Here is a 12,086-nt window from a genome sequence, read left to right on the forward strand (position 1 = left end):
GCTGGCGGGGTGGGGTGGACAGGGTGGCAGGGCCATAGGACAAGAAGCAGGTTGTGCGGCGTGGAGCCCGCATTGTGCTTGCGCTTCCTCGCCCCAATGGGCCGCTGCGGCGGCCGAGCGCTCAGAGGCTGAGGGTGTAGACCATCAGCCCGCTGCGCTCATCAGCGCCCGAGCGCAGCCAGTAGGCGCGGCTCTTGAGGTTTTCACGCGGCACCAGCAGTTGGCATTTATCGATGCCCTGTTCGCGCAGGCCGGCCACTGCCAGGCGCACCAGCTGGCGTGCCAGACCACGGCGGCGCTGGCTGGGGTGCACCACAAGGTGATGCATCTGGCCATGCCGCCCATCGTGCCCGCACAGCACGGTGCCCACCAGGTGCTTGTCGTGCAGCGCCACAAAACTCATGCCGGGGTTGCGCAGCAAATACCGCATCACCGCCTCGTGCGTGTCGGCCACGCCCAGGCGCAAGCCCGGTGTCTGGCGCCACAGGGCAAAGGCTGCCGCATGGTCGGCCGGTTCAAAGAGGCGCACGACAACAGACATGGGAACGAACTTGCAACAAGAGGGCCGGTGTGGCCTGGGAAAGGCTGCGCGCACTGTGCCTCAGCCAGGTGCAATTTCCGCCCCCGCAAATCGGGGAAGTTGGGCCGTGATCGGGGGCTTTGGAGCCATTCATTCGCGGGAGACACGCCCGAGTGGGCGGTCGGCGAGCGACATGCGGGAGGAACTCGCGACAATGCCGGGCATGAGTAACCCATTGACGTCCCGTTTGGACTTGAGATCGCTGTCCTCCGAGATGCCTGCCGCGCTGATGGTGGCGGTGCTGTTGATTCCGCAGTCGCTGGCCTATGCCGCGCTGGCCGGTTTGCCGCCCGAGGTGGGGCTGTACGCCAGCGTTCTGCCCATGCTGGCCTATGCGCTGCTGGGCTCCAGTCCGCACCTGGCGGTGGGCCCCGTGGCGGTGCTGGCCCTGTTGGTGGCGCAGGCGCTGGGGCAACTGCCCCAAGGGGTGAGCCCCACCGCGGGGGCCTTGGTGCTGGCTGCGCAGGTAGGTTTGCTGCTGGGCTTGGCGGCGCTGCTGCGGCTCGACGCCTTGTCGTCCCTGCTGAGTTTGCCGGTGCTCACCGGCTTTGAGGCCGGGGCTACTTTGGCCATTGCGGTGAGCCAGATCCCGGTGCTGCTGGGCTCGTCGGTGCAAGGCTCGAACTTGCCCATGCTGCTCATGCATGCAGCCCAGGCTGGTTGGCCCTGGCATGCGGCCAGCGCCTTGTTGGGGGGCGTGGCGCTGATGCTGTTGGCCCTGGTGCGCCACCATATGCAGGGGCCGCGTCGGCATTGGGGGCGCGTCTTCCCCTTGCTGCTGCTGCTCTCCAGCATGGCCTTGGCCTGGGCCCTGGGCAGCCACCATGTGATGGCGCCGCGCGTGCTGGGTGAATTGCCGCAGCTGGGTCTGCCGCTGGGCTTGCCGCTTTGGGACTCTGCGCTGTGGTGGCGCATGGCGCCCACCGCCTTGGTGGTGGCGCTGATGGCCTATGTCAGCAGCCTGGTGGTGGCGGAATCCCTGGGGCGGCGCGCAGGCACGCGCGTGGACGCGCGGCGCGAGATGCTGGGGCTGGCCGGTGCGAATATGGCCGCGGCGCTCAGCGGCGGCATGCCGGTGGCGGGCAGCTTTTCGCGCAGCGCACTGGCGTATGAGGCCGGGGCGCGCACGCGCGCTATGGGGGTGATGGTGGCGGTGTTGATGGCCTTGGCGGCCTGGGCACTGGCTCCGGCGCTGGCCTGGCTGCCGCGCTCGGTGCTGGGGGCCATCATCTTCTTCACCGTGCTGAGCGGCTTCAGCATCAAGCCCTTTGTCCAGACATGGCGGCACGCCCGCGCCGAGGCAGTGCTGATGGTGGTGGTGGCCTTGCTGGCCCTGCTGGTGAGCGTGAGCCTGGCTTTGGGCGTGGGGGTGTTGGGCTCGATTGCCCTGCTGCTGCAGCGCACGGCGGTGCCGCATGTGGCGCTGATTGGGCGCATCGACAGCACCGAGCACTACCGCAATGCCGAACGCTTTCGCGTGCAGCTGCACCCCACGGCCATGGGTTTGCGGGTGGACGAAAGCCTGCTGTTCACCAACGCGCGGCGTCTGGTGGACGTGGCCTTGCGCCACCTGGCCAAGCGCTTGCACTACTACCCGGCCACGCGGCGCGTGGTGCTGAACATGAGCCCGGTCAACCACATCGACGCTTCGGGCCTGCAGGCCTTGCGGGACTTGCAGGAGGAGCTGGCGCGCTTTGAGTTGCAGCTGGACTTGGCCGAGGTCAAAGGCCCGGTGCTGGACAGCCTTAAAGCAGCGGGTTTGAAGGAATGGTTCCGGGGGCGGGTGTTTGTCTCCACCCACCAAGCCATGTTGGCGGACGACCCGCCTGAGGACTGGGTGACGCCCTAAAGCCAAAGGCCCACGCTGCGGTGGGCCTTTGACATTTGAGGTCGGCCGCTCAGATGCTGGCGCGGGTGTCCAGGAGTTTGGCCAGTTCCGGCGCAGCGGCAGCGGCACGCTCGGCACTGTCGGTGTAGAGGTGCAGTCCTTGTGTGACGCACTGGCGCCGCAGCTGTTCCAAAAAGCGTTGCACCGAGGGCTGCTGGGCTTGCTGCAACAGACCGCCGTGCACACGGATATGGCTCAACGGGGTCTGGGTGAGCAGCTCGCCCAGGTCCACATGGGTGCCGTACTGCACCACGCCCAGGGCCAAGCCCCCGTGGGCTTTGGCGATGTCGCCCAGCACCTTGAGTGAGCGCAGGTATTCCGGGTGGTTGGCCGACTCTTGCAGCTCAAAACTCAGGCGGCTGTGATCGGGGTTGCGCTGCAGCAGCTCGCTGAGGCGGCGCACAAAAATGGGCCGCGCCACGCTGGCGCAGGACAGGGGCACGCAAAGCGCTTGTTCGTCGCTTTGCAGTCGGCCCAACGCGATTTCCACGGCCTTGAGTTCGACGTCGATGACGCGCCCGCAACGGATGGCCGGGGGCAGGTATTCATGCGGCGGGATGCGCGCGCCGTCGGGCTCAATGAGGTGCAGCTCCAGCAGCTCATGCACCACCTGGCCGCGGCTGTCGACCACAGGCAGGTATTCGGCCGCAAAGTGCCCGGTGGCCAAGGCTTCTTCCAGAATGGTGCGCCACTGCGTAATGGCCAGCACGCGCTCTTGCTGCTGAGCAGTGGTCACCGAGACCGCCTGGTGCTTGCTCTCGGCGTTCATGAGCATGGTGTCCACGCGCACCATGAGCGCGGAAAATGCCTCGGCCTGCACAAAGGTGGTGCCGCCAAAGTAGGCGGGCTGGTGGTTGTCCGTCAGGCCTTCGCGCACCATGGGCAGCAGGGCGGTGTTGAGCCGCTCCAGCCGCTCATGCAGGGCCTGGGCATTGCTGTCGGGCAGCAGCAGCCCGAAGTCGGCCCCGTTCATGCGCGCCAGCACAAAGTCTTCGGGTGGCAGCTCCATCAGCAGGTGGCTGCGCAGGGCCGTGCTCATGGCCACCAGGCATTCGTCGGTGCGGTTGCGGCCCAGGCGGCGGTTGAGTCCGTCCAAGTCGTTGACGCGGATGATGGCCACGCTGCCGCCGTCGGCACGCTCCTTGAGTGCCATGCGCAGCTGCTCGGTGAACACCTCGCGGCTGGAGGTCAGGGTGAGCGGGTCGTGCGACATCTTGTCTTCGAGCTTGCCCAGTGCGCGGTCACGCTCTTCGATCATGTGCTTCATGCGCGCCACCATGACGTTGAGGGACTTGGACAGCTCCACCCACTCCAGCACCTTGGGTTCTTTGAGAGCGATGAACTGGTGGTCGCTCAGGCCGCGGATCTGGGAGTAGAAGTCGTCCAGCGGTGCGCGCGCGATGCGCTCGATGCGGCTCAAGCCCCAAAAGCCCAGCCCGCCCAACAAGGTGTGGCTCAGCAGCAGCCAGGCGATGTCGATGCGCAGCAGCCCCAGCACCTTGCCAGGGTGCGTGTTGAGGGACAGCGCGAGTGCGGCACTGACGCCCAGCGACAGCAGCAAGACGGCGCTCAGCAGTGCCCAAATCAGGCGGATGAATGACACGGGGCTTCTCCGGTATTGGGGTGGAAGGCGCTCTGGCGCTTCAGTTCAACGGTGCTGGCATGGTTTGCAGCGTGGCGAAGTCGGTGGCGAAGTCTTCGCTTTGTGTGTAGGCCGACAGGGCCGGGTTGCTCAGCAGGGTTTGGTCGATTTGCGTCATGGCCTCTTCCAGCGATTCGCCCTGAGCCGCCGCTGCTGCCACCGCGCAAGCCAGTTGCAGCACGCCCGACAGTGCTTGGCTGCTGCTCATGGGTGGGTCCAGGGAGTGGTCGATGGCCAGCACCACCTCCTCGGGCATGCCGAGTTTGTCGGCCCAGATGGCGCTCACCCGTGCGTGGTCCACGCCAAAGACGGCGTTCTCGCGTTCGGCCAGGGCCGGGCCCCACAGCTGGGTCATGGAGGAGAACTCCTCGATGGCCAGATCGGGGTGGCATTTGCACAAAATCAAATGCCCAACGCCCTGCAAGAGACCGGCGGCATAGGCTGTGTTGCCGTTGGCCTTCATGACGCCCGCGATCTGGCGTGCGCAGGCCGCCGTCATCACCGAGGTGAGCCAGAACTGGCGCAGGTTCACGCCGGGCACATCGGAAAACGCTGCTTGCGCGCCACTGGCGATGAGCAGGGTCTCCAGCGACTGAAAGCCAATGGCCGAGACCGCGTCAGTGAGCGAGCTCATGGAGCGCCGCCCGCCAAAGAAGGAGGAGTTGGCCATGCGCAGCACGCGCGAGCCCAGCACCGGGTCTTGCTCCAGCTCATCAGCGATTTGGGACAGGCTGGCATCGTTTTGGCGCAGCACCCGCAGCAGGCGCTCGATCACGCGCGGCACCATGGGCAGGGCCACACGGCCAGAGAGAACGTCGTCGATGAAATTCATGGTGGGCAGCTCCTAAGACTTGCAATCACACGGGGCAGGGGCTTCAACCCCGTGGCCCACGCTCCATGGCTTCGCGCACCGCCGCCTTCTCGTCGTTCCACATCATGGCGTCCAGGCGCTTGATGACGGCGCTTTGCTGGCGCACCTCGACGCTGAGCTCCTTGCTGCTGCGCAGGGCTTGTTCGACTTGCTGGCGCAGCTCACCCATGGCGCCCAGCGCGCGGCGCAGGTCCTCGCCCATGGCGGCTTGGTCAGGCAGGTGCTGGGCCACCACGCGCAGCTCGCTGCGGGCGCCCTCGGCCTCCTGCAGGCTTTGCGTGGTGCACTGCGCCAGTTCGGCCATGAGAGGCACGACATCGCGCACCTGACCCACCGCCGCCGTGGTGCGGTCCAGGGCCTCTTGCTGCTGCGCCACGCTCGCGGCCAGGCTGTGGCTGGACTGCGCCGCTTGCTGGATGGAGGGCGTGAGGTCCTGGATTTGCTGTGCCACCAGCGCCAGGCGTTCTTCGCTGGCGCGATGTTGTTCGAGCATGTCGGCCATCAGCGTGGCCAGATAGCGCTCGGTGATTTCGACATTGGCGTTGGCCTTGGACTTTTCGGCCAGCGACAGCACTTCCTCGCGGATGTTGTCCACCAGGCGCGCCACGGTCTTGTTCACCACCACGGACTGGAAGCCCAGCATGATGGAGCCGATCAGGCCGAACATCGAGGCCGAGAAGGCCGTGCCCATGGCGGCCAGAGGCTTTTGCAGACCGCCGACGATCTTGCCGAACTCGCTGTCCATATTGCCGTTGCCCGCCAGACTGGTGGCAATGCCGCCAATCAGCTCGGAGGTGGCAATCAGCGTTTCCAGCAGGCCGATGAAGGTGCCCAACAGCCCCAAGCCCACCATCAGGCCGACGAGGAAGTTGGAGAGCTCCTGCTTCTTCGAGAAGTAGTGCTCCAGCGCTTCGATCTCGGGCTCCATGGCCGCGCTCTGCATATAGACCTGGTGGCCCAGGCCGAGCTTTTCCAAGCGCTCCAGCATGCCCAGCACAAAGGCGTCGGGGCCCAGGCGGGGGTCGGGTTCGTTGCTCCACGCCCCTTTGCGCAACCAGTCGATGCCGGCAAAGAACACGCGGTCTTCGCGGTAGGCGGTGCGCACGTGGGTGGACATGGAGTACGCCCCCCACAACATCACGGCCAAGATGGTGCCGTTGAGGAAGGGGTTGGAGATGAAGGCAAAGCTCACGAAGTGCCAGGCGCCAGCAGCACCCAACATGATCGCGACCAATGGCATCCAGACCAGCAGGCCGTGGACGCGGCTCAGACTGCCACTGACGGGCTGGGCGCCTTGTGCGGGCAGGGCACGTTTGGTGATTTCGCTCACTTGGTGTCTCTAAAGGCTGTTGCGGCCAGGCCGCGGATGGGCGAGAGGAGGTACTGCAGCACGGTGCGCTGACCGGTCACGGCGTCAGCCGTCACCGTCATGCCGGGGGAAAGGGGTTGCTTGAACCGGGCCGCGTCAGCCGGGTCGACTTCGATGGTGACGCGGAAGTAGCGCTCGCCGCGTTCGTCCACCAGCGAGTCGGCGCTGATCTCGCTGATCTTGCCGCGCAAGGTGCCGTAGACGGTGTAGTCAAAGGCCCCGACTTTCACCACCACGGGCTGGCTGGCTTGCAGCGGCCCGCGGTCGGTGGGTGACACGCGCGCTTCCAGCAGCACGCCACTGTCGCTGGGGGTGATTTCCAGCAGCGTGTCGCCAGGCTTGACCACCCCACCCACGGTGTTGAAGAGCAGCTTGTTGACGGTGCCGCCCGCGGGCGCTTGCATGACGGTGCGGCGCACGCGGTCGTCGTCGGCGCGGATTTCCTGCTCCAGGCGCTGCTGCTCCACGCGTGCATCGGCCAGTGCGGTGCGGGCTTCAGAGCGGAACTGCGCGCGCAGCTCGGCGGCGCGGGCCTGCAGTTCGGCCGCGGCCAGCTGCAAGCGCGGAATGGCCGATTCGCTCTCGCGGATTTGCGTGGCCAGGCGCTCGACCTTGGCCTTGGCATCGAGCAGCTCCAGCTGCGAGGCGGCGTTGCGGCTCAAGAGGCCTTGCACCAGATTGAGCTGCTGGCGCGCCACGTCAAGCTCTGAGCGCAGACCTTGGCGGCGCGCCTCCTGCTCGGCAGCTTCTTGGCGCTTTTGGCCGATCTGCTCGTCCATCACGCGCAGCGACAGCTGCAGCTTGGAGACGCGAGCATCAAAGGCGTCGGCCTGCTCGGTCATGTCGCTGTTGACTGGGGTGTTGGCGGCGTGGGTCAGCTTGGCCGAACCATCGGCCTCGGCCTGCAGCCGCGCGATGCGCGCGGACAGACCTTGCAGCCGTGCGCGCTTTTCACCCAGCGTGGAGTTGGCTTGCATGGCCGAGACGGCAATCAGCGGCTGGCCCTTGCGCACCACATCGCCTTCGCGCACAAACACCTGCTGCACGATGCCGCCTTCCAAATGCTGCACCAGTTGTTGTTTGCCCGAAGGGATGATGCGGCCCTGGGTGTGCACGACGCGGTCGATATCGGCCAGCGCGGCCCAAGCCAGCAGGGCCGTCAACACGGCGCCAGCGGCATAGATGAAGACGCGGGGTTTGATGAGCCGGCGCTGCAGGCCCAGGTTCTCGTCCAGGTGCTGCGCCAGCAACTCCAAACCGGCGTTGGACTGGGGGGGCGATGAGGTCAGGGCGGCGCTCATGATCACTCCGTGAAAGACACTGTGACGTAGGGGCTGGGGGCTCGGGTTTGTGCGTCCATCTGCACCTCGATGCGATCGGCCGGGAAACCCACCTCCAGCAGCACATTGCGCACCGACATCACGCGCAAGTACACGGCGCGCTGGTTGTCCGAGATGTCCATGGCTGGGCCGCGCCCGACCACCACCACCTTTTTGACCTGCTTGTAGGGGCTGGCGGCTTTGCGCAGCAGCTCCGTGGCTTTGTCGTCCAGCGTCAGCGCGCTGGCCTCAAAGTCCAGGCGCAGCACATTGGGTACTTCCTTCAAAGCGCCGCCGCCACTGCCACTGCTGCTTTGACCCCCGGCCACGGGGATGCGAATCACCCCCGGTGCCACCGAGTTGGGGCTGCGCTGGGCCACATCGCCCGTGAGCGTGGCGCCCTGTGTCGGCGTTGAGGCCGGGGCTGACACCTTGACCTGCTTGGCCATGTGTTCGTCGATGATTTTTTGCGCGATGCGCTTGCCCATCATCTGGGCCGCGAAAGCCAGAGAAATGGCCAACACCACCACCACGAAGATCATGGCGATGACCACATTGGTGAGGGCATCTACAAACCCTGGCCAATAGGAGTCAGCGCTGCTTTTTCCGCCTGCCATGCTGGAGTCTCCGTTTGAATCAGGGCGTGGGGCGAGCGCTGCTCGCTCCAAAGTGTTGAACCAGGCGCCCGGTGAGGTGCGCCACCTTGACGTGGTTTTGCAGCTCGGTGATGCACAGCTGCACGAGCTCGGTCTTGTTTTGGTGCAGGCGCTGGTAGGCGTCCAGCACATCCAGCAGTTGGCGCGTGCCGCCCACCATCTGGGCGCGGAAGGCATCCACCACGGTGCGGTTGGCTTGCAGCTCTTCGCGCAGCGATTGGTAGCGCTCGGCCACCGCGTCCAGCGCGGCATAGGTGGCTTCGAGCTCTTGTTCGAGCTTGCGCTGCGAGGCGTCGGCGTTGGCTTGGCGCTCGCGCATGCGTGCCAGTGCGGCGCGGTTTTGCGCCCAGTCCGCGCCGCCGTTGAGCAGCGACCAGGTCATGGTGACCATGGCCTTGGAGTCACGGCTGTAGCTGGCCGTGCCCGAGCTGTTGATGCCCCGCGTATGGCTGAGCTCCAGCTCCACACGCGGCAGGAACTTGTCCTGGTGCGAGGTGGCCTCCAGCCGCATGGCTTCGGCTTCGGTGCGGGTGGCGATCAGGTCCGGGTTGTAACCATGGGCCTCGCGGGCGGCGCTGTCCATGTCGGCAGGGATCAAAAACTCTTCGGGCGGGGTCAGGCTCAACTCTGACGTGGATTGGCCCACCAAGCTGTTGAGCCGCTGGGTGGCACTGCGCAATCCAGCACGCGCATCGGCCAGTTGTGAGCGCGCATTGGCCACACGGGCACGCACACGGTCGCGCTCTGCCCCGCTGGTGCCCCCGGCGCTGGCGCGCTTGCTCACGTAGTCCAGCAGTTCGCCCAACAGCAACTCGTAGTCCTTGTTGAGTTCCACCGCCAGGCGGCTTTGCAGGGTTTGCAGGTAGGTCGAGGCCACATCCAGGCCGGCGTTGGAGATGGCGCCTTGCAGCTGGAAATCCGTGGAGGCAGCCAGCGTGCCTTGGCGTTGGTATTCGGTGCGTGCGGCCATGTCCAGCAGCGATTGGCGCAGGATGATGGAGCCATCCTTGCGTTCGCGCAGGGTCCAGGGCTGCTCGCTCTCGAGCCGACCGCGGCCAATGCCTACGCGGCCATCCAGGCGCGGCAGCAAGGCACCGCGAGCGGCACGCGCCGTTTCGTTGTAGGAGTCTTTGCGGTGCTTGGAGGCCTGCACATCCAGGCTGTTGTCAATGCCCAGCGCCATGGCTTGCCAGAGGTTGAGCGGGGTGCCGGTGCTGACGCCGTCGCTCAGCGCCAGCGTGTTGGGCAGGCCCAGCACACCGGCCAAGTCTTGAGCGCGCGGGCGGCGCTGACCGTCTTGCGTGGCGTCGCTGCTGGCCTGCGGGGCAGACGCTGCCTCGGCCGCACTGGCAGCTGGTTCAGCGGGCTGCGCGGCCTCTTGCGTTGTGGCTGCGCGGCGCAGGTTTTGGCGGCGTGCGGCATTGGCTTGGCCGGTCGCAGCACCTGCGGCACGGGCGGCCAAGACACGCTTTTCCACCTCGCGCAGCGGCAGCCCGACGTCCAAGATCATGCGCGTGATCCCATCGCGCACCTTGGACACCCCGGCCACCAGTGCAGGCGCTGCCAGCTCAGGCTTGGTTGGGGTGGGGGCCGCGGCGGGCTGGCTGGCTGCGGCCGGAGCTTCGGGCTGGGCCAGCGGTGTGGTGTCTGCCACTGCAGCCTCTGAGGCGGCAGAAGCCGCCGAAGCAGGTGCAGCAGGTGCAGCAGGCGCTGTAGGCGCAGACGCAGCTGACGCCGGTGCCTCGGGGCTTTGTGGCGCGGAGGCTGCGGAGGCCGGGGCTTCAGGCTCCGCTGGGGGCTCTTCAGGTGTTTCTGGCGCGGTCTGTTCAGTTGCTGCCTTGATGTGTGCAAAGCCGTTCGGAGGCATCAGCAGGCCGAGCTGTATCAGCAGTGCGAGGGTGAGGCGTGATTGCATGATCAAAGAGTCCCGCTGTCTTCAGCTTGAGCTGTGGTTACGACCATTCGTCCCGTGGTTTGTGCCGCGCCGGCGGGGCGCGTGGGCATGAGCTGGCTGGGGTGGCCATCGGCCACGAGTTGGCCCCGGTCCAGCACCAGCACGCGGTCGGCCATGTTGATGAGTTCGGCGGCGTGGGTGCTGATGAGCACGCAGCGCTCCTTGCTCAGGGTCTGCAGGGTTTGGATGAGCCGGTCTTGCGCCTGGCGGTCCAGCCCCAGGGTGGGCTCGTCCAACAGCAGCACGGCGCTGGCACCGTGGAAGCAGCTGGCCAGGGCCAGCATCTGGCGTTGGCCGCCGGAGAGGCCCAGACCATTGGTGCCGATGAGGGAGTTCAAGCCCAGCTCGCCGCGCTCCAGCATGGGGCCCAGCCCCGCTTGGCGCAGCGCCGTGGTGATGGCCTCGTCTGTGGCCTGCAAGTCACCCCCAGCCACGATGTCGCGCACCGTGCCGCCCAAAAAGCTGGGGTCCTGGGGTTTGTGCATGACTTGGCGGCACAGCCACAGGCGTTGCTCGTCGCTGTCAATGAGGTGGGCGCCAAAGCTGTAGCGTCCGGCGGTGTGGGGCAGTTGCCCAGCCAGCACTTTGAGCAGGCTGCTCTTGCCCGAGCCCGAACCGCCCACCACGGCCACCAGGCCGTTGGCACGCAGCTGCACATTGAGCTGGTTCAGGGCTGGGCGGTCTTTGCCGGGGTAGGTGAATTGCAGGCCCTCCAGGCACAGGCCCTCGCTGGCCAGCGCTGTGGCCATGGCCTCTTGCGGCAGCAGCGGGGGGACTTTGAGTTCCACGGTTTTGCCCAGCTCGGTGAGCGCTTGTTGAAGCTCGCTCCAGCGGTTCCACAGCGGTGCCACGGTGCACATCGCCGAGAGCAGACGCATGGCCAAAAGGTTGGCGGAGATGAGCCCGCCCACGGAGAGGGTTTGGGCTTCAATCATGTACACGCCCACCACCAGCACCAGCACCGAGTTCATGGTCACCACCAGGGGCATGGTTTGGCTTTGCAGCTGTTGCCACCAGCGCGCACGGGCACTGGCTTTGGCGCTGTGCAGGGCTTGCTCGCGATAGCTCTTGAGGGCTTGCACCGCGCGCAGCCGGCCGTGCAGCGCGTCGCGTGCCAGCAGCACGTCCATGAGCAATTGCAGCTTGTGGCGGGTGACGGTGTTGGCGTCGGTCTGGCGGCGGTGGGCCAGGGCGTGAAAGAGCTGGCCCAAGGCCATCAAACCCAGCCCCAGCGCCAAGGGGATGAACACGAGGGGCCCGGCGATGATGGCCATGGCCAGGGCAAACAGCAGCACAAAGGGCAGATCGGCCCAGCCCATGAGGCTTTGCGCGGAGAGCGCATCGCGGCTTTGCGAGACTTCGCGCATGCGGGCCATGACTTCGGCGGGCACGAGCTGGCGGGTCAGGGGGGCTTGCAGCACGCCGCGCATGAGGCGTTCGTCCAGGAAGGCGTCCCAACGTGCCCCCGCATGCTCCAGCATCAGCGCACGCGACCAGCGCAACAGGCCTTCGATGGCGGTGATCAAGGCCATGCCGATGGCCAGGGCCCAGAGGGTGTCGTGAACCTGGTTGCCGATCGCCTTGTCGTACACCAGCATGGAGAACAACGGCATGCCCAGCATGATCAGATTGATCAGCAGGCTGGCAAATCCCAGCTCAGCCAGGTGCTTGGCGTTGCGTCGCAAAAACAGCCTGATAGCCAGCTTGTTCACGTCCCCTCCGTTTTGCGCGCACTTTTTGTGCGGATGCCCCATTGTGCGTACTGCTATTCGCACTTAAGGGTCAAAAAGTGCCTCAAGACCACGCA

Annotated in this window: 9 protein-coding genes; 1 reads left to right on the forward strand and 8 read right to left on the reverse strand. The window is 66.2% G+C overall.

What is annotated here, in order from left to right:
* Window positions 1–121: 121 nt before the first annotated feature.
* Window positions 122–541: a GNAT family N-acetyltransferase gene (locus ACG0Z6_RS10960; protein WP_394461288.1), complete on the reverse strand. Its 420-nt coding sequence runs from the start codon at window positions 539–541 to the stop codon at window positions 122–124.
* A gap of 202 nt (window positions 542–743) precedes the next feature.
* On the opposite strand from ACG0Z6_RS10960, the gene ACG0Z6_RS10965 reads away from it, so the two are divergent.
* Window positions 744–2,429, forward strand: coding sequence for a SulP family inorganic anion transporter (locus tag ACG0Z6_RS10965; protein WP_394461290.1), 1,686 nt, complete (start codon window positions 744–746; stop codon window positions 2,427–2,429).
* Window positions 2,430–2,478: 49 nt separating this feature from the next.
* Here the strand turns inward: ACG0Z6_RS10965 and ACG0Z6_RS10970 are convergent, their stop codons facing one another.
* The 7 genes from ACG0Z6_RS10970 to ACG0Z6_RS11000 form a co-directional block, all read right to left on the reverse strand.
* Window positions 2,479–4,071 (reverse strand): diguanylate cyclase domain-containing protein, encoded by a 1,593-nt coding sequence (locus ACG0Z6_RS10970; protein WP_394461292.1) that lies wholly within the window; start codon window positions 4,069–4,071, stop codon window positions 2,479–2,481.
* A 40-nt stretch (window positions 4,072–4,111) separates the two neighbouring features.
* Window positions 4,112–4,942: an HDOD domain-containing protein gene (locus tag ACG0Z6_RS10975; protein ID WP_394461294.1), complete on the reverse strand. Its 831-nt coding sequence runs from the start codon at window positions 4,940–4,942 to the stop codon at window positions 4,112–4,114.
* 43 nt (window positions 4,943–4,985) lie between these two features.
* A complete protein-coding gene (locus ACG0Z6_RS10980; protein ID WP_394461296.1) occupies window positions 4,986–6,311 on the reverse strand; it encodes a methyl-accepting chemotaxis protein in 1,326 nt (441 codons plus the stop codon).
* The gene (locus ACG0Z6_RS10985; RefSeq protein ID WP_394461298.1) at window positions 6,308–7,651 is read right to left on the reverse strand and encodes an HlyD family type I secretion periplasmic adaptor subunit; all 1,344 of its coding nucleotides are present in this window, start codon (window positions 7,649–7,651) and stop codon (window positions 6,308–6,310) included. Before ACG0Z6_RS10985 ends, ACG0Z6_RS10980 begins: the two co-directional genes overlap by 4 nt.
* Window positions 7,652–7,653: 2 nt before the next feature.
* Window positions 7,654–8,286 carry a hypothetical protein gene (locus ACG0Z6_RS10990; RefSeq protein ID WP_394461300.1) on the reverse strand — a complete coding sequence of 211 codons (633 nt, stop codon included), beginning with the start codon at window positions 8,284–8,286 and terminating at the stop codon, window positions 7,654–7,656.
* A gap of 19 nt (window positions 8,287–8,305) precedes the next feature.
* On the reverse strand, window positions 8,306–9,979 hold the full coding sequence (locus ACG0Z6_RS10995; RefSeq protein ID WP_394461301.1) for a TolC family protein: 1,674 nt from the start codon (window positions 9,977–9,979) through the stop codon (window positions 8,306–8,308).
* Window positions 9,980–10,242: 263 nt separating this feature from the next.
* Window positions 10,243–11,991 (reverse strand): ATP-binding cassette domain-containing protein, encoded by a 1,749-nt coding sequence (locus ACG0Z6_RS11000; protein WP_394461303.1) that lies wholly within the window; start codon window positions 11,989–11,991, stop codon window positions 10,243–10,245.
* Between the last annotated feature and the right edge of the window lie 95 nt (window positions 11,992–12,086).

Origin of the sequence: Roseateles rivi, assembly GCF_043555845.1 — a bacterium.
GTDB lineage: Bacteria > Pseudomonadota > Gammaproteobacteria > Burkholderiales > Burkholderiaceae_C > Roseateles > Roseateles rivi.